The sequence below is a fragment of the Domibacillus sp. DTU_2020_1001157_1_SI_ALB_TIR_016 genome, assembly GCF_032341995.1.
Lineage (GTDB): Bacteria > Bacillota > Bacilli > Bacillales > Domibacillaceae > Domibacillus > Domibacillus indicus_A.
This window is the reverse complement of the sequence record NZ_CP135439.1, coordinates 783,890-803,020: the sequence shown is the minus strand read 5'-3', so window position 1 is coordinate 803,020 and position 19,131 is coordinate 783,890. Positions and strand designations below refer to the sequence as shown.

Below are 19,131 nucleotides of genomic sequence, written 5' to 3'. Positions count from 1 at the left end.
GTCCGATGAGGTATAAACGTCCTTTTTAAAAAGTGGTTTCATTACTGAACCGCCATTCTTCCGCGAAGCCCGTCCAAATAAGCAAGCACTGGTCCGCGCATTTCCGGCCGGCTGAGCGCCATTTCAATGCCGGCACGCAGATAACCGAACTTGTCGCCGATATCATAACGCTGCCCCTCAAGTAAAACTGCATGAATCGGGGAAGCAGCACACTGTTTCCGAAGTGCATCTGTCAGCTGGATCTCTCCTCCTGTGCCACGCTCTAAAGATTCTAAAACAGGAAAAATAGATGAATTGAGCACATAACGGCCCATAACCGCAATCATCGACGGCGCTTCGTCAACAGATGGTTTTTCCACCAGATCAGCGAGTTCGTACACAGAACCTGTGCAGGCACGAGGGGCGATAATACCGTATTTTGCTACATCCTCCGGCGCAACATGCTGTACGCCGACAACATCGGTCCCCACCTGTTCGTGCACATCCATCAGTTGGCGAAGCGCCGGCTTTTCAGACATCATTAAGTCATCTCCTAAAAGTACTGCAAACGGTTCATCGCCGATAAATTGACGGGCGGAAAGAACAGCGTGTCCCAGGCCCAGAGGCTCTCTTTGCCGGATATAATGAATAGAAGCTAGATTCGAAATTCCCTGCAGTTCTGCCAGTATCTCATTCTTCCCTTTTTCCTCTAATGTTTGTTCCAATTCAATCGAGCGGTCAAAATGATCCTCAATCGATCTTTTGTTGCGCCCTGTGACAATAATAATGCTTTCGATGCCCGAGGCAACTGCTTCTTCCACAATATATTGAATGGCCGGCTTATCAACAACCGGCAGCATTTCTTTTGGCTGTGCTTTCGTAGCAGGCAAAAATCTTGTTCCAAGTCCTGCTGCTGGAATGACGGCTTTTTTAATGGTCATATTGATTTTCTCCTTTGCTGCCTGAACACCCAGAAACGGCTGCCGAAAAACGTGACGGACAGGCCGCTGAGTGTGGCGATGGTTTTACTAACAAAAAGCGGCTGCCCGCTTAAAAGGGATAGCAGAAACGTCGACATACAAAGAGCAATTGTATTCAGAAGAATAAACTTTGTTATCTCCTCCATATTTGTTTGCCCGCTTGCTTTAAACGTCCATGACCGGTTCCAGACGAAACTGTTGAGTGTGCCTGCACTGTAGGATAGTACTTGTGCTAACAAGTACGGCATACCAACCGACCAAAGCGTGAAAAAAAGAAGCATATCGATCGCTGTATTTAATACGCCTACAATCCCAAATTTCATTATTTTATTTAAATTTCGCATAGCGGGTCACAACGTCGCTTTCATGTTCGGATTGGCGGCTGTCACGCAAAATATACAGCGGCCGGTTTTTTGCTTCGTCGTAAATGCGGCCGATATATTCTCCAATGACGCCCAGCATAATCAGGATGACACCGTTGAAAAACAGCATTGTCAGCAGTAAGGATGACCACCCCGGAGTCGTTGTGTCTGTAAACAAGCGCTGATACAAGACGATCAAAATAGCCAGTGAGCTTGCTGCTGACAGCATGACGCCAAGCAGGCTTGCCAGCTTCAGCGGTTTATAAGAAAAAGAGGTGATGCCGTCTATTGAAAACTTCAGCATTTTTTTGAGCGGGTATTTTGTTTCGCCAGCCAGCCGTTCGTCTCGTTCATATTCAATCGCGGTTTGTTTAAAGCCAACCCAGCTGACAAGACCTCGGACAAAGCGGCTTTGTTCTTTCATGCCCTTCAGCTGATCGCATACTTTCCGGTCGAGCAGGCGGAAATCACCGGTATCGAGCGGAATATCGATATCGGTAGACGCCCGCAGCAGCCGATAAAACATTTTCGCGGTTTGTTTTTTGAAAAAGGTCTCTCCTTTGCGCTTTGTCCGCTTGGCGTACACAACATCATAGCCTTCTTTCCATTTCTCAATCATGTCTAGAATAAGCTCCGGCGGATCCTGTAAATCAGCATCAATCACCACGATCGCGGAGCCGGCAGCATGATCCATGCCGGCTGTAATCGCAATCTGGTGTCCGAAATTACGAGAGAAATCAAGATATTTCACGTGGCGGTCCTGCACCGCAATCTCTTTTAAAATATCAATGGTCGCATCCTGGCTGCCGTCGTTCACAAACAGCAGCTCATACGAACCGTCTGCCTGATCCATTACTGTTTTAAGGCGACTGTATGTTTCACGGATCACTAATTCTTCATTGTACACTGGGATAATAATGGAGTATTTCATATCCTCACGCTCCTTCATAAACATATAAACCGCTCCAGTCATCAGATGTGACTTCCTTGCAATGCTCTTGAATCCATTCGGTTACTTCACTATTTTGGCCGCCGCCCGGTCCGCCGCCTGATGTCATGAAAAATTTCACTTCTCCGCTGGCTGTCATTTCTTCCAGTTTTTCAACCGTCATAGCTGGATCGGAGCCGCCAAATCCTCCCATAGCCAAGGCTGTGTGATCCGTATCCAAAATAATGCTGGCAGCAGAATTCGCATTTTGCACTGCAACTAAGTAGGTTTCGCCTGTATTGTTTTCTTCCAAGTAGCTGATCAGCTCTTCGCTCATCTCTCTGCCCATACTGCCGCCGCGGCCGTCTGAACTGTTTTCATCTGTCCCGTCAGGAGGCTCCATTCCATCTGGCATTTCACCATCTTGAGGCATTTCCATTCCTTCCGGCATCTCCGGACGTTCACCGTCTGCTGCCATCGCCATACCTCGGTCAGCGAATACGCCGCCGCCCGGTCCGCCTGCTGTAGCAGGTCCGGCGGTTGGCATGATGCTGTTTGTCGTACCCGCCATAACGGGTATGACCGCCCAGTAAGCTGGCATTAAAAGCAGCCCCAGCATCGCTGCTGTCCGGACATGATGGGCATATTTTGTTGTAAGAATCAGCAGGATGCAGACAATCAATCCGAGAGCCAGCACTCCGCCGATCAGCCACGGCTGAATCGAGTCAATATTTTGATAAAGTACGTATGCTTCAAAAGCGAATGTGGCCAGCAGCGCTATTGGAAACAGCAGGCGGCTCCAGTTCTTTTTCTCTTTGTACAGTCCCCACAGCACCGCGCCGCCAATGGCTGTTAAAGCCGCAACAGCCGGTCCCATCATGCTTAAATAGTAGCGATGGTAAAAGCTTGCGATGCTAAAAAAGCCCATCATCGGAAGCAGCCATGCCAGCCAGAAAATAGCGAATTTATGCTGCATCGTAAGTGCTCTTTGACGCTTGATCGATACCGCCATTCCGATTAAACCGAACAGAACAAATGGAAGCAGCCAGCTCGACTGTCCAGACATTGAATCTGAGAACAAACGCAGAACACCTGCTTCGCCAATATCTTCCCCGCCGGCTCCCTGGGAAGAGTTGTTATTCAGTAAGCTGCCGGATTTATCATCGGTACCACCGCTTTTTGATTGGTCCCCGGTCAACCGCTGAATCCCGTTATAGCCAAATGCCAGCTCCAGCACTGAGTTTGTCTGGCTTCCGCCGATATAGGGACGGTTCTCTTCCGGCGTCAGCTGCACCGCTGTCGCATAGGAAACAGAAACACCCAATAAAACGACTGTTGCTATAATCAAGTGAACGATTCGTTTTTTCCAGTTGTGCTGCGCAGCGATTAAATAAAAAAGATAAAAAGCCGGTACCACCATGTACGCCTGCAGCATTTTAATGTTAAAGCCGATCCCGATCAACACCATGGAAAGGAGCAGCCAGCTGAATTTTTTTTGCTGAACCGACTTCATGAGCGCCCATACAGCAAAAAGCAGTGTTAAAATCAGCATCGCATCTGTATTGTTCGTCCGTGTTACCGCAACGAAGATTGGCGTTACCGCCAGCACAAGCCCGGCCCAGCGTGCGGTTTTCACACCAAATACGGGTTTGACAATCGTATATAAAACAAAAACGGATAATACACCGGCGATCGCTTCCGGAAGCAGCACGCTCCAGTCACTCACGCCAAAAATTTTCGCGCTGATCGCTTGAACCCAAAGGGCGACCGGCGGCTTATCCACCGTAATAAAATTGCCTGAGTCCAATGACGCGTAGAAAAACGACTTCCAATTGGTCGTCATGCTTTTTACAGCCGCCGTATAATACGAATTGGACCCTGATGACCCTATGTTATAAAAATTCAATATCGCTGACAGCGCTAAAATCGACGCCAGCCATGGATCAAACCGTTTCTTCATTCTCTTCACACTCCATTTTTTCTTTCGATATTCTGAAGTGTAAACCGCGTTGGTGAAAGAACGGTGAAAAGCAACCTGTTTTTTGTAAAAGAAAAACGCCCGTGCCCTATTGGCACAAGCGCTTTTCGTCAATCCCGGTTTCCATACATCAGTTCCGTACTATGGCTGTACAGCTCAATGGTGTTGCCAAAGGGTCCTGGCAGTACTGTAAAAAGTACGGCTTGCCGGGGCGGGTGTTCCACTTTTGGCTGATCCGCTTCCCTCCCCCCTCTTCAATTCGTTCGGCGGCCGCATCCACATCATCTACTATCAGACAAAGATGAAAAAATCCGGTGTGGTATCCCTCCGGTTCTCTTCGTTCCATCCTCGGCTCGATAAATTCGAACAGCTCCAGCCCTACCCCATTTCCAGCTGTTAAGTGGGCATTTTTCATCCTCTTTATGTGCTGCCCCTGTAGATCCTGTGTCATATTAGGCTTTTCTTCTTCCTACGCATCAAATAAATACGGTCCGGCAATGAGCTCAAATCCGAGGGTCTTCTCATACCAATCAACCGCTTTCTCCAAATCTGGCACCGCAAGCCCTACATGTGTAATGGCAATCATCTTTTTTCCTCCTTTTTTACGTCTTTACCCCATCTTGAGGTTTACAATAGTCGAAAAAGCGAGTACACTACCGCAAACGGAGGTGTAAAAGGATGGAAAAGGAGATTTTGGCAGCATTACGGAGCATTGAACAGGAATACGATGTGAAGGTACTGTACGCCTGTGAATCAGGGAGCCGGGCATGGGGGTTTCCGTCTCCGAACAGCGACTGGGATGTTCGCTTTTTTTATATACACCGCCCAGAAGTGTATCTCAGTATTGACCCTATAGGTGTCGGAAAAAAACGTGACGTGATTGAACGCCCGATTCATAATGAGCTTGATGTAAGCGGCTGGGACCTGACCAAGACACTTAAGCTGTTTCGTAAATCCAATCCGCTGCTTTTGGAATGGCTGTTCTCCGATATTGCATATAAAGAACCGTACCAAACCGCCGGGCAGATGAGACAAATGAGCAGCAGCGTGTTTTCACCGGTTTCCTGTATGCATCATTACATCAATATGGCAGCCAGCAACTACCGGGCTGTGCACAAAAAAGAAAACAGCAAACTTAAACAATATTTTTATATCCTGCGCCCGGTGCTCGCAGCTAAGTGGATTGCTGAGCGGCAGACTATCCCTCCTTTTCCGCTCGGTTCCCTGCTGGACGCGCTGATCAAAGATAAAGCCCTAATGACGGCCATCCAGCAGCTTGCCGCACGAAAAACTGCGGACGAAGAGGGAAACGGTGGATCTGGCATCACCCTCATAGACGCATTTCTTGAACGGGAGATAGAAGAGCTTCGAAGCCGTGCTGCGTCCCTCAAGCAGCCCTCGGAGAATCCAACAGAACGGTTAAACGATTTGTTCCGCCAAACATTGAAGGAGGTGTGGATTGAATGAAAAAAATCACCTTGCAGCCGCACAGCTTAACGAATGCAGACCGAATTTTCACGCTGACTTCTGCGCCCGAGATAAAGGAAGCGCTCGGCCTGCAAGTAAATACAGTCCATGACACGATTGACTTTTTGCAGGCAGTGATGGCGGAAGAGCTGGAAGGAAAAACAGTGTCACGGGCGATAATCAATGAAGACGGTGAACTAATCGGCATTACCACTTTAATGTTCATTGACCGGGAAAGCGGCTCATGCAGTCTCGGCACATGGATTGGATACGAATATTGGGGACAGGGCTATAATAGGGCTTCTAAATACGCTATTTTACAGACAGCTTTTGCAGAACTGGGCCTTAACCGCGTTTTTATCGGTGCGCGTCTTGTGAACAAACGATCACAGGCCGCACAAAAAAAACTGCCGTTTATTACATGGAACGTCGAAGCGGATTACCCGGACGTACATGCAGCGCTTGAAAAAAAAGAAGGACAGCCCTGCCTGTTAAACGTTGTGTACCGGGCAGATTTCCCGCTCGTCCGCCCGGCGAATACCGAAGACATTTCAGCCGTCCAGGCTGTCGCACGGGCTGCCTGGCATGATACATATGAAAAGATCATTCCACGGCCTGTGCAGGATGCTTTTTTGGATCGCGCTTTTGCGGTAAACCAGCTTAAGGAGCGGTTCCAGAGCTTGTTTTTTGTGGCGGAATGCGGCGGGCAGGTGGTTGGGTTTGCAAACGCCGTACAAGAAGGGCCAAATGCCAGTTTGCAGGCGATCTATCTTTATCCGGATGCCCAGAGGCAAGGGATCGGCACACGGCTGCTGGATGAAATGATCAATCATTTATCTAAACCCTGCTCTATAACTGCTGAGGTAGAAAGCGGCAACGTGTCCGGGGAGCGATTTTACGAAACGAACGGTTTTTCCTTTGTAGAAGAATACGAAGAAAACTTTTCAGGTCATAGCTGGCATACGAAAAGGATGCAGCGAAAATGCGGACAAACAAAAAAGGGTGTCTCCTCATGAGATACCCTTTTTTAATATACTTTTTCTCTATGTATGTCTAACTCTCTGCGCTCAAGCTCTTCTTCGAGCAGCAAGAGAAAATCGTGATCCAAATCCAGTTCCACTGCTTTTTTATACGCTTCCACAATAAACTCATCCGTTTGCTCTTTCATTGTTAAACGCTTCCCCCTTTTCTAAAGGAACATATACCTTCCTATGCCCTTCTTTAAACCTTTTTTATCAAAAAAAACCGTCCCCTAATTGGACGGCTCATTTTTCATATATTGTACCCAATTGGCTGGCTGAATTTGACGGGATACATCTAGAATCTTTTCTATTACCCGTTCCCGCTCTGCTCCTTGAAGCAGAGTCGGCTGGTAATCATTCCGATCTGTTCGTGAAGAAATGGAGAAAGGCACCACATTAATATCTTTTCCATCTGTCAGCTTTCCATCTTTTACTTCAAACGTCTGCTGGAACACATACGTGTCTTTATCGGACGGATTGCGATTTCCGCCAAACATAAAGTTACCAAGACTGTAAACAATGAATTTACCGTTATATTCTTCAATTCCCTGCACCACATGCGGATGATGCCCTACAACAAGGTCAGCCCCGGCATCGACCGCAAATCGCCCCAGTGTCTTCTGCGATTCTTCCGGCACGTAGCTTCTCTCCACTCCCCAATGAAAATGAACGATCACGATCGCCGCGCCCTTTTCCCGCATCTGTGCAATATCCTTTTCCATCTGATCGCGGATCTCCGCTGTATCGGCCCAGCCTTCATAGCCGAGCGCACCGACTTTCACACCCTTCACTTCTGTTAAAAAGGAATCTTCATAACCAAAAAAGCCGATGTTCGCTGCTTTTAAATTCGCCTTTGTATCTTCATACCCTTGCTCCAGGTAATCAAAAATATGATTGTTGGCCACATTTACTGCTTCTATACCGGCATCCGTTAAAATCTGCGTATATTCCGGATCTCCTTTAAAGCGGAATTTTTTTTCTGCTTTTTCTGCCGCTTCGGTCAGCGTCGTCTCCAGGTTTACCGTTGTCAAGTCATCGCGCTCGAAAATACCGTTCAGCCCTTTTGTAAAATGAGCTAAGCCATTCCGTTCTGCTTCATCTGGAAATGACCCGGCATATGTAAATGTCTCATCCGTTCCGAGTGTAAAATCTCCTGCTACACTCACTGTAATCGATACAGGCGGCGTTTCTTTTTGAGAAGCTGTCGCCTCATCCAAAATACCTTTTGGCACCCCTTGTGCCTGTTCTTTCGTCACCATTATATTTAATGCAACAGCTGCAGCAACAGCTAAACATAAGCCGAAAAGCGACACTCTGACCCAGCGTTTCAGCCGGCGGCGCTTTCGTCTTTCCATCCTTCTTTGTTCTGGCATAATGTACCTAATCCCCCTGATCCCTATTTATACCATTATACAACATTTTCGGCCAAAACAGGAGATCAATGGTGGTGCTTCATATCTACGGAAGGCTCATTTTGCTCGAGGTCTGCTTCTACGCCCACCCATATTTTTTTGGTTGGCATAATATGCTGTTCATTCGTTTGGATATCCGCTTTTACAAAATAAATCCCTTTTTCTATAATCCTTTTTTGTGCTGTAAAAACCCCTTCTTTTCCTTCCTGCATGGGCAGCGTTTCCCTTTGTCCGCCCTCCGGCCAAAAAGAAATGGATACGTCCGCACCCGGTGATGTGGTAACCTGTACCTGGCCGGCTGATACATCAATCGCTGCATCCAGTTTTTCCTCTATGACATACTGATCCGCTGAATCGGGATCAAGGCTGCAGCCGGATAATAGAAATAGACTACTAAAGATGAGCCACTTTCTCATGCTGCGAATCCCCCTCTTACCCGCTTTGCGATTTGATCAATGGTCCATACAACGAGCATGGATGCGCCCGCAAGTGGAAACAAAATACCAAGCACAATAATCAATGCCCATAATCCTTTTGCCACTCCCGCTGCAGGACGCGCGGGTGCGCCGTGCTTTCGCTTCCTCCATAGAAGCAGTCCGCTTACAATAACAAGTACCATCCCTATACAAACTGCAAGCCCAATCAGCTTGTTGATCATGCCAAACTGCGACCCTTTATGAAGGGTAATGCCGAGTGCAATCGCCTTACCGGCCGGTCCGTAGTCTTCATAACGATAGTCTGCCAGTACTGCGCCGGTATACTGATCAATATGCATCGTCACTTCGTCCTGTGCTTTTGGCGGAAACGCAGAAACCGTGTACACACCTGTCGCCTCTTGAGGAATAAATAAGTCATAGCCCGGCTTGGTGCCCCGTTCGTTTATAATGCGGATCACATCATCAATCGATAGCGGGACGTACGCCGATTGCACAGACTGCGGCACCGGAAGATTTTCCGCCGACCAGCCAACATCCGCTACATCTTCTGTTTTTAAGCTGGAAAGCGGTGCTTCACCTACCCAGATTGATGGCGGATATCCTTCTCCAGAATTGGTTGCCGCATTTTGTACCTGCGTACCCCAAAAACCAGACCACGGTAAGCCGGTCATAATAAGAAAAAACATGCCGGCGGAGATCCAGGCGGCCGGGACTACATGCAAGTCACGGACGAGTGTCCGGCTTCCTTTAGAAAAGCGCGGCAGCACGACGCCCCATATTCTTTCCCTCTTACGCGGCCACCAGAGATATGCCCCCGTAATGATTAAAATCAGTGCCCAGCACGCGGCCAGCTCCACCAGACGGTCACCGACTGTGCCTGCCATTAATTCGCCGTGAATTTTTTCAAGCTTGTCCATAATCCGGTCCGCGTCATCGAGCGTTCCCATAATCTGCATCGTGTGCGGATCGACAAACACGGTCATCGCTGTTCCGTCATGATCGGTGATGCCGATTTCCGCTGACCGGTCTGCCGAATCTGCCGGCCGGTAGCGCGTGATGACGGCATGCGGATATTGCTCTTTAACAGCCGAAAACATATGACTGGCCGGCATCGTCTCTGACTGCGGCGTTACATCATATAAGTCTGCATAAAGCGCATGCTCAATTTCTGCTTTAAACAAATAAACTGCACCTGTTATCGCGAGTACAAGCAAAAAAGGTGCAAAAATAAGACCGGCATAAAAATGCCAGCGCCAAATCCATTGGTAATGCCTTCGCGATTGTTCCACTTTCCTGCCCCCTCTTACTCTTTACTTCATGGATTATACAGGTCAGATGTGAACATTGCGTGAAGAATAAATGAAAAAATGCCCGTTTGATTTAAACGGACATTTTACGAAGAACAAGCATAGATATTGTAATGATCGTAAAGGCACACAAACTTAAAAACGGAATGGTAATAAACCCAAGCCAGTTAATATATTCTCCTGAGCAGGGAACGCCGCTTGTACACATTTCAAAATGCTTCATCGCCGGTATCTTTTGCAAAGCATAATGATATCCTGCAATCCCCATTCCGAATATGCTGACCGGCAGAATATAGCGGTACATGCGTGTGTCGCCCCAATAAAACGCCAGGCCGAGGAAAATACAAAGTGGGTACATTAAAATACGCTGATACCAGCACATCGTACAAGGAATAAAACCCATTTGCTCACTGAAAAACAGGCTGCCAAGCGTAGCTGTAAGGGCCGTGAGCCAGGCGGCGAGAAGCGGTTTACTCAGCATCAGCCGTTGCCTCATCCACCATTTCAACTAAATCGTCAAACGAATTTCCTTCAAACTTTTTGCCGTTTACGAACAGAGTCGGCGTTCCAGATACCTCTAGCTCTTTTGCCGTTTCGGCATCTTTTTCCCACGCTGCCATCGAGCCTTCTTTTTCTACGACCGCCATCACTTTTGCCACTTCTTCATCGGTTGCAATCTCCGACAGCGTTTCTTTTAAAAAGTCATTCGTATATAAGTCGACTTTTTCAAATGATAAATCATCCGGCTGTTTTTCATACATAAGATGATGGAACTTCCAGAAGCGGTCATTGCCAAGTGTCTGATAAACTGCTTCAGCAAACTGGGCCGACCGATTGGAGTCTACGTTAATAAATGAGTAATTCATAAAATAAAACTTCGCTTTCCCTGTTTCCACGAGTTGTTCATTGATCAGCGGAAAAAACGATTCATTAAAATCTTTGCACACAGGGCATTTATAATCACCGAATTCTACAATGGAAACCGGCGCCTCTTCTTTGCCTAAAAACGGTTCCTTCTCATAATTAATCTCGGCACTTTTTTCACTTACGTTCGATAAAAAAACGACTCCTGCCATACAAATGGCAAAAAAGCCGACAATCCAAAAAACACCTTTCGCCAAACTTTTTCCTCTCCTTTAAACTGCAATTCGCAGCTTTTCTCTATTCAAATATTTCTTTACAACAGCACATCAATAAATAACAAGCAAATGCCGGCAAAAACAGACAGCGACCAAAAAGCTGACTGAACCGGTATATGCAGCGGCCGGTCCGCAGCCGGGTTCAGCAGGCGGTGAATCCGCTCGTTTACAGATGTATCGGCAAAAGACACACAGGACAGCGGCATATGAATTTGTCTGCCTGCTTTGATCATCTTAACAAGCGCACTGCCAAGCTCGGCTGCAGAGCCTGTCCGCTCAATCGCATACGCATCAGCCAGCAGTTCTTTATCACGCCGGTACTGCTCCCGGACCCATCCTAAAATAGGCATGTACCATAAAACAGAGGCCGACACTGCCAGCAAAAAAACCTTCAGCGGATCTCGGCTTCGATGATGGTAAAGTTCATGATACACGACTGCTTCAAATTCCGAGTCCGTCAGCATGTCCTTTAATCCAGTTGACAGAACGACAACCGGACGAAAAAATCCCATTGTCACTGCCACAGGGGCAGGGTATGAAATCAAGCGGATATCCGCACTGTACCGCTTGGACCATTCATTTGTCAGTGTACCGATTTCATATGCGCCAAACCACCGTCTCAGACGAGAGGCCAGAAGCCATTGCCTGCTAAGCTTCCAAACGAATAGTATAAGCGTGCTGAACACAAGCGCATCAACGGCGTATTCCAAAAACGTAAAACCGATCCATTTTAACGCGCTATGGCACACAGCGACGAAATTCAGGCGCACATCCCAGCCGGCTAACAGCGAAACAGCATAAAGCCCCATCTGGGATAAAATCGTACCCGAGGCAAGCAGGCTGACGAGAAACAGACTTTTTGATGGGTGTGTAGTCCTCATATTACCGGTCCTTTTTCCATTCTTTTATTTTCTGCTCCAGCTGTGCGACCAAGTCATCATCTGCTTCATCAAGCGCATCAATCATATGGCTGACAACCACGCTCCCGAATTCGTCTACCAGCTCCTGTGTCATTTCTTTTGACTGGGTGTTTACAAACTCTTCCCGCGTAAGAACTGGCTGGTACATAGAAGTCCGTCCTTCTAATCGTTTTGTCAGGATGCCTTTTTCCACCAGACGGTTCATGACCGTCATGACAGTATTGAAATTAGTTGCTTTTTCCTTTTCCAGTTCATGCTGAACGTCCTTGATCGACTTTTCGCCGCCGCACCAAAGCACATCCATAATTTTAGCTTCAAGCGGTCCAAAAAAACGGTTCAAGCCGCGCTCATTAAATTTAAAGGATTGAATTTTCACTTCCTGCCCCCCTCACATTACTCATTGTAGTGTGCAGACAAAGACTTCGTCAAGAATCCGTTGTGTAACATTTTTGAAACAAAATCTTAACAATTATTTCGCTCATTTCATAGTAAACTACAAAGCATAGTGCTATAACACTACCGAATGTAGTGAATAAGAAAAAGGAGGATTTACAATGGAAAAAGGAAACCTTATTTTGAGGCTTGTGCTTGGATTTACGTTTTTTATGCACGGATTAGACAAGTGGAGAGGGGGCATTGACGGCACAGCCGGTTTTTTTGAAAGTGTAGGAATTCCGGGCTTTATGGCGTATGTGGTTGCAGGCATTGAACTTGTTGGGGGTATCCTTTTAATGCTCGGACTAGGTGTGCGCGTCCTGTCCATTTTGTTTGCCGTTATTTTAATAGGGGCGATTTTTACAGTCAAGCTGTCGGCTGGTTTTTTAGGCGGACTGGAATTGGATATTGTACTGCTGGCGATGTCTGTTCACCTGGCTCTTGCCGGCTCGTCTAGATATGCTCTTGATTCTCGCGTAAAAGTAAAAGCAGCCTCCTAAGGAGTGCTGCTTCTTTTTCTCTTTTCTTATATCATATTAGAGTACCGCCAGAACCGGTTAGCTGTCGGCGGAGCCAGGCGCTCAAGCCCGCGGCTCTTGGAACGGTGCAGCGGCTTCCATTCGCCGCCTCCGCTTTTTAAATAAACTTCATGATGCGGTGCTTCATCATGTTCACCGCTTATCTCCATCAATCCATTTGTATAAAAAGCGGCATGCACCTTATACACAATGTCCGGTGATGGCATTAACGGGTTGCCTACGGAATGATCAAGCAGAAAAGATACCTTTTCCTCGTCGGTCTGTACACTTTTTATGACAATCCCTTCATCTGAAGCCCGGTCCCGTTTAACCAGTTTCTTTTCTACAGTATAGCCTTCAGATGCGCCGACACTTCGTGAAAGTGTAACATTTTTGCCCTTAATTTTCACTTCAGCTCTTGTCCGGTACCGGTCTGCTTCCGGATCAAATGTCCGTCCGTCTCCTGTAAAAAAGCGCATTTTCGATAAAACATTCGGGTTTTCTACCCACTCATCTTCTAAAAAGGTTGTATAACGAAGAACATGGGCACGATCTACAGAGGCCTGCTGTTCTTTTAACGCATCGGCCGGCCGGCCAATATCTTTAAAAAGCAAAAACGTTTCAACAAGCATATCATCTTCATTCTTTTGAACTTTTAGCAAATCGATCACTTTGGCAATCGGAGATGATTTTTCCGCCGCTTCTTCATCTCCCGGCTCAAGCGGCCGGACACCTTTAATTTCGTATACATATGATTCATCCATCGTTATACGGGTATCATGAAAACCCGGCTCTGTTACGGTTCCGGCATATTCATTGTTACGGTAAATTGCATACTCCTCTACACCGCGAATCGGCTCCCAGGCCATCGCGATTTTTCCTTCTTCCACAACCGTTGTAACAATTAGTTCCTGCAGCGGAATGTCCGCATTTTTTTCCTCACGCTCTACCGCTGTTGCCGTTTGAATCTTCAGCGTGCTGTCTCCTTTAAATAAATAGGAATATGTGGTTCCCGGTTTCAGGCCTGTATCTGTAAACGTCGTATCCTGGCCGCTGTAGACCTCTTTGCCGTCTTTTAAAATGCGCACTGGTCCTGCTGCCTCCCAATCCAGAGAAATGCGGTCCGGTGTCTGGCTGACTCTTGTAAGATTCATGATGACGCCACCTTTCTTTCTCCTTCTTTACCCGCCTTTTTACTGTTCAAAAACTTTGCAAAAAAGAAGCTGACTTTATTCAGCTTCTTTTTTTACCGATTTTAATCAGTGCGGCTAATAAAATAAGCACCGGTACTCCGAGTAAAAGCCCAAGACCCACGGTGTAAAAGCTTTCGACAATCATTGGCGCTCCTCCAGCTTTTTTTCTATTCGGTCCAGCTGCTTTGATCGTCTGCGCCAGGAGCGTATACCGAGGAAAATCAAACCGGCTGGCACAAAGAGCGTCAGCAGCATAACCATTTGAAATAAAACGTCGGCGATATTTATGTTACTCATATGGCAGCCTCCGATCTTTCTTTTTAGTATATAAGTTTTTTCCAAAACAAAAAAGCCCTGGTTCCCCAGGGCTTTTTTGTTACGCTGTCCAGCTCCGGATGTTTAATCCGCTGCTGGGTTACAAGGGCTGAAGGCCGGCCGCTGGCTGTCAGCTCTTGATCCAGGTAAGCTTTGTGCTTTTCTCACTGTCCAGCTTCAGGCCTGAACGGCCGCCTTGCTCTTTTCTTTAATGCAATGGCATTTTGTCAACACCAAGGTCTTCAAGCTGTGTTTTTGCGTCTTCAATCAAGCTTTCTGCTTCTGCTTTTGTTTCATCATCCAGCCCTTGCAGCATATCGCCGCGTCCTTTTCCGCCATGTCTGCCATGTTCAGGCAGATCTACACCAAGCGCTTCAAGCTGCTCGTCCGCTTGCTCACGTGTTAAATCTCCACTTTTCAGTTTTTCCATAATCGCTTCTGCTTTTGCTTTTGTTTTGTCATCCAAGTCCGCAAATGGATCCGGACGCTCAGGAATAGTGATACCGAGTGCTTGAAGCTGTTTCTTTGCTTCTGCCTCCGTTAAAGTGCCGTTCTTTTTCTTTTCTAAAATCGCTTCTGCTTTTGCTTTCGTTTCGTCATCTAAGCTTGAGAGAAAGCCGTCCTTGCCGCCGCGTTCATTGATTTCAATACCGAGCGCTGTCAGCTGCTCCTCCGCTTCATCATGTGTAATGGTGCCGTCTTCCACTTGTACAAGAATTTTATCAGCTTTCGCCTGCATAGATTCGTTCAAATCCGCATTTTCTACGTCCTGTGCCAGATGACCGATGCCTTTGCCGTCGCCACGCTCTGGCATTTGAACGCCCAGTGCCTCAAGCTGTGTTTTTGCTTCTTCTTCCGTGATCTCACCGGCTTTCTTTTTATCCATAATGGCTTCTGCTTTCGCTTTTGTTTCCTCATCTAAATTCGCGAACATCTCGCCTTTTTCCGGGAGATTCACACCAATGGCTTCAAGCTTTGTCCGTAAATTACTCATAATAGTGTCTACTTTTGCCTGTGTGCTGCTGTCGAGTGTAGAATTGCTTGCTGCAAACACCGGCAGGCTTGCTGCTCCGAGGACACCCAGCGAAAGGGCACTGGTCATCACTACATTAAAAACGCTTTTTTTCATTCACTTTCCTCCTTTTGATTTGGGCTTTTCCAGCCCTGCTCATACTGTAACCAGCCTTGGTGAAAAATCGGTGAAAGTTATTCACTTTGTGTGGATAACGTCATGGAAATCGTTTGCTCCTTGCCATCTCGATAAATGGTGACGTTAACTTTGTCGCCAATGTTCGCTTTATTGTACAAGTACTTTCGGAATTCTGATGTGCCTGCCACTTTTGTATCATTAATCTTTACAATTACATCTCCGACCTCAAAGCCGGCTTTTGCTGCTGATGACCCCATTTCCACTTGAGAAACCACGGTGCCTTTTGTAACACTTGTCGGCAAATTCAGCTGGTTTTCTGTAACTTCGCGTGATAACGCACTCACATCTTCTAAGCCTACTCCAAGGTACGGACGGTCCACTTTCCCGTCTTCCATCAATTCTTGAATAACAGGGACGGCATCCTCAGATGGGATGGCAAAACCAAGCCCTTCTACACCTTCTTCAGCAATTTTCATGCTGTTAATGCCAATCACCTGGCCGGCACTATTAATAAGCGCACCGCCGCTGTTTCCCGGGTTGATCGCCGCATCGGTTTGAATGACATTTGCTTCCCATTCACCCGCCGAGGTCGAAACCGGCACAGTCCGGTCGATTCCGCTGACAATCCCTTCCGTAACTGAACTTGATAAATCCAGTCCGAGCGGGTTGCCAATTGCCGCTACCTGCTGGCCTAATTTAAGGGCACTTGAGTCACCAAAGTCTGCGACTTCTGTAACATGGTCACTGGAAATTTTTAAGACAGCAAGATCCGTCAGTGCATCCGTTCCGACTACCTCCGCATCAATCCGCTCGCCTCCTGCCAGCGCCAATTCCACCGTGTCGGCTCCCTCCACCACATGGTTATTCGTGACAACATAGCTGACATCTTCTCCTTTTTTGAAAATGACTCCCGAGCCCGTTCCAGCTTCTGTTTCCTCTGTATCTTCGTCTGTGGCAGCCATGGATTGACTGCCAAAAGGGTTAAATTGCTCTTGCTGCTGCAAATTCACAACACCAACGACTGCTTCATTCACCGAATCAATGGCGGACATTAAATCATTTTCTGAAGAGGAAGCCGTTGATGCCGGCTGTACAGTGATTTCATTTGCTGTATTTGACGACTTTGTTCCAGTCGCTGTTGTATTGGTATCAAGCAGAGCTGGTGCCATATAAAACATCATTGTGCCGCCGGCCAAAACACCCGTAAATGAAGCGGCCGCCATTTTCACGAAACCGCCCTTTCCTTTTTTCTCTGGCTGTGGTGTATAACGTTCTTCTGTCTCCATGTTTATCTGCTCCTTTTGCGTAATTGATTTACTGAATTGACTTTATTGTAGAAAAGAAAAGTGAAAAGACGGTGAAAATGTAGAAAAAGTATTTTTTATTTCATTTTGGTTGACGATCCTTCCCTGCGCTCATCCAAAAACGGCTTGGCCATACGGCCGTTAACGACAAAAAAAGCTGTTTCCCTATTACGCGGAAACAGCTTTTTCTTTTGGTATCGTAACAATAAATGTACTGCCCTTTTCCGGCTCACTCTCTACAGAAATGGTGCCGTGATGAATATCAACAATCCACTTGGCGATCGATAAGCCCAGTCCATGCCCGCCGACAGTGCGGGTGCGCGATTTATCAGAGCGGTAAAAGCGGTCAAAAATACGAGGCTGATCATCAGGATGAATACCGATGCCTTCATCTGTTACTTTCATCGTCCAGTGACGAGCGGCCTCTGATAATTGCAGGCTGACCCTGCCTCCGTCCGGTGAATACTTGACTGCATTATCCAGCAAAATGTACATAAGCTGTTTTAATCGCTCCCGATCCCCCATGACCGGCAGGCTTTCCGGTGTTTCTATCTCAAGCGAAACACCGTTTGCTTCGGCATGCGGTGTCAGCGATTCGATCACACGGTCAGCTTCTTCCCTCACATCGAAGCTGGCCAATGTACGCTCTGCCCCGCCTGAATCAGCACGGGCCAGTACAAGCAGATCGCTGACAAGCCCTGTCATTCTTTTCACTTCCGACTTCATATTTCGCAGTAGTTTCTGTGCAAAAGGATCTGCTTCAACACCGTCTGTCATGTGAATCGCATCAATAGATGAAAGCATGACACTGAGCGGCGTCCGCAGTTCATGTGAAGCATCACCGACAAACTCTTTCTGCCGGTTAAAAGCATTTGAAATGGGTCCCATCGCTTTTTTCGACATTACAGAGCTAATAAAAATCGCTACGCCGGCAAACAGTACCGTTAAGCTGACTAATACAACAAGCAGCCATTGAAACAATTGATACGCAAAAGAAATGTCCTTGCCGATGTAAATCATGCCGACAAACTGTCCATTATAAAAAATCGGGCTGCCGTCGATCATCAGCCGGACTGTATCGGATTTCGGCTGTTCTTTAATTTCTTTTCCGCCAATACGCCGTTCATCAAATTTCACCTGTATGGTTTCTTCACGAATTTGATTGCGTTCAGGCACCCAGCCTGACACAAGCGAAAACAAATCCTCCCGTATATTCGGAACCATTTCATTTCCCATTACAAAATTTCCATCTGCATCTGTCACATAGTAAAAAAACTGGTCAACCCCGGCAAGCACCAGCTCCTGGCTGCCGATTCCCTGCAATTCATTTCGGGCGCTCTCTGCTAAGTAATCACTGATCACCCGCGTTTCCTGCCGGGTCAGCTGTTCAAGCTCCCGATGCTGGTCACGCAGAATGACGATATATAGCAGCGTGTATACAACCACGATAAAAAGAACGAGAAACAGCATAATTAAGCTGCTGTACTGCATGGTGAGTTTCCGCTGTGTTTGTTGAAACAAGTCGCTGCTGCTTTTGAACCAGTTTATCTTTAACCATTTATTCTTCAACTTTATATCCGACTCCCCGTACACTTTGCACAATATCCGGCCGGTCAACGAGATCGAGCTTTTTACGCAGCAGCTTTACCGTTGCATCGATCGTTTTGGTCGTTACGTCCGCCTCGTATCCCCAAATGCGGTCAAGCATAACATCCCGGGTTAATACTTGTCCTTTATTTTGCACAAGCAGGTCTAAAAGCTGGAACTCACGAGGGCTTAACTGAATAGATTGGCCGTTCTTTTGAATTGTTTGGCTATTTCGGTTCAGCTCTACCCCTTGAATAGATACCGTTTCTTCCACAATAGGGGCGTAGTTGCGGCGGGTAAGCGCCCTAAGCCGCGCAAGCAGCTCATCAATTTCAAACGGCTTTACCAGGTAATCATCTGCTCCTGCATCAAGCCCCATCACCCGGTCTTCTACTGCATCCTTTGCCGTCAGCATTAAAATGGCTCCACCGTATCCTTCTTTGCGCAGGTCCCGGCATACCTCTACTCCAGTGCCATTCGGCATCATCCAGTCTAAAACGAGAACGTCATAATGAACAGAGGATGCATAATCATAAGCATCTTCTCCTGTTTTCACCCATTCTACCCCATAACCGCCTTTTTTCTTCAGCATAAAGCTGACTAATTCTCCAAGCTGCAAATCATCTTCTGCCAGCAATATATTCATCCGATCCACTTCCTTTCGCTTCTTTTGTTATACCATGTTTTAATGAAAAAAG

21 protein-coding genes and 1 pseudogene are annotated in these 19,131 nt (G+C 47.0%); 3 read left to right on the top strand and 19 right to left on the bottom strand.

Going from position 1 to position 19,131, the window contains the following annotated elements:
- Positions 1-41 precede the first annotated feature (41 nt).
- From galU to RRU94_RS11810, 5 genes and pseudogenes are all read right to left on the bottom strand, one after another.
- A complete protein-coding gene (gene galU / locus RRU94_RS11830) occupies positions 42-920 on the bottom strand; it encodes a UTP--glucose-1-phosphate uridylyltransferase GalU (protein WP_410493019.1) in 879 nt (292 codons plus the stop codon).
- Positions 917-1,303, bottom strand: a complete 387-nt coding sequence (locus tag RRU94_RS11825; protein WP_315694467.1) for a GtrA family protein — start codon at positions 1,301-1,303, stop codon at positions 917-919. Before RRU94_RS11825 ends, galU begins: the two co-directional genes overlap by 4 nt.
- A complete protein-coding gene (locus tag RRU94_RS11820) occupies positions 1,287-2,252 on the bottom strand; it encodes a glycosyltransferase family 2 protein (RefSeq protein WP_315694465.1) in 966 nt (321 codons plus the stop codon). The genes RRU94_RS11825 and RRU94_RS11820 overlap by 17 nt, the downstream gene beginning before the upstream one ends.
- 4 nt (positions 2,253-2,256) lie before the next feature.
- A complete protein-coding gene (locus RRU94_RS11815; RefSeq protein WP_315694464.1) occupies positions 2,257-4,209 on the bottom strand; it encodes a glycosyltransferase family 39 protein in 1,953 nt (650 codons plus the stop codon).
- A gap of 148 nt (positions 4,210-4,357) precedes the next feature.
- Positions 4,358-4,813: pseudogene (locus tag RRU94_RS11810) on the bottom strand (VOC family protein).
- Between the two features lie 92 nt (positions 4,814-4,905).
- Between RRU94_RS11810 and RRU94_RS11800 the strand changes: the two are divergent.
- A complete protein-coding gene (locus tag RRU94_RS11800) occupies positions 4,906-5,694 on the top strand; it encodes a nucleotidyltransferase domain-containing protein (protein WP_315694461.1) in 789 nt (262 codons plus the stop codon).
- Positions 5,691-6,710: a GNAT family N-acetyltransferase gene (locus RRU94_RS25695; protein WP_410493018.1), complete on the top strand. Its 1,020-nt coding sequence runs from the start codon at positions 5,691-5,693 to the stop codon at positions 6,708-6,710. The genes RRU94_RS11800 and RRU94_RS25695 overlap by 4 nt, the downstream gene beginning before the upstream one ends.
- A gap of 11 nt (positions 6,711-6,721) precedes the next feature.
- Here RRU94_RS25695 and sda read toward each other — a convergent pair whose 3' ends face one another.
- The 8 genes from sda to RRU94_RS11750 all read right to left on the bottom strand — a co-directional run bounded on the left by sda (position 6,722) and on the right by RRU94_RS11750 (position 12,307).
- The gene (gene sda / locus RRU94_RS11785) at positions 6,722-6,862 is read right to left on the bottom strand and encodes a sporulation histidine kinase inhibitor Sda (RefSeq protein WP_315694460.1); all 141 of its coding nucleotides are present in this window, start codon (positions 6,860-6,862) and stop codon (positions 6,722-6,724) included.
- Between the two features lie 84 nt (positions 6,863-6,946).
- Complete coding sequence (locus RRU94_RS11780; protein WP_315694459.1) at positions 6,947-8,089, bottom strand: CapA family protein; 1,143 nt, start codon at positions 8,087-8,089, stop codon at positions 6,947-6,949.
- Positions 8,090-8,154: 65 nt separating this feature from the next.
- Positions 8,155-8,544, bottom strand: a complete 390-nt coding sequence (locus RRU94_RS11775) for a putative periplasmic lipoprotein (RefSeq protein ID WP_315694458.1) — start codon at positions 8,542-8,544, stop codon at positions 8,155-8,157.
- Positions 8,541-9,854, bottom strand: coding sequence for a PepSY-associated TM helix domain-containing protein (locus RRU94_RS11770; RefSeq protein ID WP_315694457.1), 1,314 nt, complete (start codon positions 9,852-9,854; stop codon positions 8,541-8,543). The genes RRU94_RS11775 and RRU94_RS11770 overlap by 4 nt, the downstream gene beginning before the upstream one ends.
- Before the next feature lie 91 nt (positions 9,855-9,945).
- Complete coding sequence (locus RRU94_RS11765; RefSeq protein WP_410493017.1) at positions 9,946-10,353, bottom strand: disulfide oxidoreductase; 408 nt, start codon at positions 10,351-10,353, stop codon at positions 9,946-9,948.
- The gene (locus RRU94_RS11760; protein ID WP_315694456.1) at positions 10,343-10,993 is read right to left on the bottom strand and encodes a DsbA family protein; all 651 of its coding nucleotides are present in this window, start codon (positions 10,991-10,993) and stop codon (positions 10,343-10,345) included. Before RRU94_RS11760 ends, RRU94_RS11765 begins: the two co-directional genes overlap by 11 nt.
- Positions 10,994-11,049: 56 nt before the next feature.
- Positions 11,050-11,892 (bottom strand): M56 family metallopeptidase, encoded by an 843-nt coding sequence (locus RRU94_RS11755; protein WP_315694454.1) that lies wholly within the window; start codon positions 11,890-11,892, stop codon positions 11,050-11,052.
- 1 nt (position 11,893) lies between these two features.
- A complete protein-coding gene (locus tag RRU94_RS11750) occupies positions 11,894-12,307 on the bottom strand; it encodes a BlaI/MecI/CopY family transcriptional regulator (RefSeq protein WP_309088450.1) in 414 nt (137 codons plus the stop codon).
- Between the two features lie 178 nt (positions 12,308-12,485).
- Here RRU94_RS11750 and RRU94_RS11745 point away from each other — a divergent pair, with 178 nt between their 5' ends.
- Complete coding sequence (locus RRU94_RS11745; protein WP_315694453.1) at positions 12,486-12,866, top strand: DoxX family protein; 381 nt, start codon at positions 12,486-12,488, stop codon at positions 12,864-12,866.
- 26 nt (positions 12,867-12,892) lie between these two features.
- Here the strand turns inward: RRU94_RS11745 and RRU94_RS11740 are convergent, their stop codons facing one another.
- The 6 genes from RRU94_RS11740 to RRU94_RS11715 form a co-directional block, all read right to left on the bottom strand.
- Positions 12,893-14,038, bottom strand: coding sequence for a DUF3238 domain-containing protein (locus RRU94_RS11740; protein ID WP_315694452.1), 1,146 nt, complete (start codon positions 14,036-14,038; stop codon positions 12,893-12,895).
- A gap of 180 nt (positions 14,039-14,218) precedes the next feature.
- Complete coding sequence (locus RRU94_RS11735) at positions 14,219-14,374, bottom strand: hypothetical protein (protein ID WP_251269937.1); 156 nt, start codon at positions 14,372-14,374, stop codon at positions 14,219-14,221.
- A 226-nt stretch (positions 14,375-14,600) separates the two neighbouring features.
- Positions 14,601-15,521, bottom strand: coding sequence for a hypothetical protein (locus RRU94_RS11730; RefSeq protein WP_315694451.1), 921 nt, complete (start codon positions 15,519-15,521; stop codon positions 14,601-14,603).
- Positions 15,522-15,598: 77 nt separating this feature from the next.
- Positions 15,599-16,828: a S1C family serine protease gene (locus RRU94_RS11725; protein WP_315694450.1), complete on the bottom strand. Its 1,230-nt coding sequence runs from the start codon at positions 16,826-16,828 to the stop codon at positions 15,599-15,601.
- Between the two features lie 186 nt (positions 16,829-17,014).
- Complete coding sequence (locus tag RRU94_RS11720; RefSeq protein ID WP_315694449.1) at positions 17,015-18,415, bottom strand: sensor histidine kinase; 1,401 nt, start codon at positions 18,413-18,415, stop codon at positions 17,015-17,017.
- Positions 18,405-19,079, bottom strand: a complete 675-nt coding sequence (locus RRU94_RS11715; protein ID WP_315694448.1) for a response regulator transcription factor — start codon at positions 19,077-19,079, stop codon at positions 18,405-18,407. The genes RRU94_RS11720 and RRU94_RS11715 overlap by 11 nt, the downstream gene beginning before the upstream one ends.
- Positions 19,080-19,131 lie beyond the last annotated feature (52 nt).

Bases quoted from the DNA above. Each gene is read 5' to 3' on its own strand.
- sda (WP_315694460.1), bottom strand. From the start codon at position 6,862: ATGAAAGAGCAAACGGATGAGTTTATTGTGGAAGCGTATAAAAAAGCA.
- RRU94_RS11740 (WP_315694452.1), bottom strand. From the start codon at position 14,038: ATGAATCTTACAAGAGTCAGCCAGACACCGGACCGCATTTCTCTGGAT.
- RRU94_RS11725 (WP_315694450.1), bottom strand. From the start codon at position 16,828: ATGGAGACAGAAGAACGTTATACACCACAGCCAGAGAAAAAAGGAAAG.
- RRU94_RS11730 (WP_315694451.1), bottom strand. From the start codon at position 15,521: ATGAAAAAAAGCGTTTTTAATGTAGTGATGACCAGTGCCCTTTCGCTG.
- galU (WP_410493019.1), bottom strand. From the start codon at position 920: ATGACCATTAAAAAAGCCGTCATTCCAGCAGCAGGACTTGGAACAAGA.
- RRU94_RS11820 (WP_315694465.1), bottom strand. From the start codon at position 2,252: ATGAAATACTCCATTATTATCCCAGTGTACAATGAAGAATTAGTGATC.
- RRU94_RS11735 (WP_251269937.1), bottom strand. From the start codon at position 14,374: ATGAGTAACATAAATATCGCCGACGTTTTATTTCAAATGGTTATGCTG.
- RRU94_RS11825 (WP_315694467.1), bottom strand. From the start codon at position 1,303: ATGCGAAATTTAAATAAAATAATGAAATTTGGGATTGTAGGCGTATTA.
- RRU94_RS11715 (WP_315694448.1), bottom strand. From the start codon at position 19,079: ATGAATATATTGCTGGCAGAAGATGATTTGCAGCTTGGAGAATTAGTC.
- RRU94_RS11755 (WP_315694454.1), bottom strand. From the start codon at position 11,892: ATGAGGACTACACACCCATCAAAAAGTCTGTTTCTCGTCAGCCTGCTT.
- RRU94_RS25695 (WP_410493018.1), top strand. From the start codon at position 5,691: ATGAAAAAAATCACCTTGCAGCCGCACAGCTTAACGAATGCAGACCGA.
- RRU94_RS11815 (WP_315694464.1), bottom strand. From the start codon at position 4,209: ATGAAGAAACGGTTTGATCCATGGCTGGCGTCGATTTTAGCGCTGTCA.
- RRU94_RS11800 (WP_315694461.1), top strand. From the start codon at position 4,906: ATGGAAAAGGAGATTTTGGCAGCATTACGGAGCATTGAACAGGAATAC.
- RRU94_RS11775 (WP_315694458.1), bottom strand. From the start codon at position 8,544: ATGAGAAAGTGGCTCATCTTTAGTAGTCTATTTCTATTATCCGGCTGC.
- RRU94_RS11780 (WP_315694459.1), bottom strand. From the start codon at position 8,089: ATGCCAGAACAAAGAAGGATGGAAAGACGAAAGCGCCGCCGGCTGAAA.
- RRU94_RS11745 (WP_315694453.1), top strand. From the start codon at position 12,486: ATGGAAAAAGGAAACCTTATTTTGAGGCTTGTGCTTGGATTTACGTTT.
- RRU94_RS11765 (WP_410493017.1), bottom strand. From the start codon at position 10,353: ATGCTGAGTAAACCGCTTCTCGCCGCCTGGCTCACGGCCCTTACAGCT.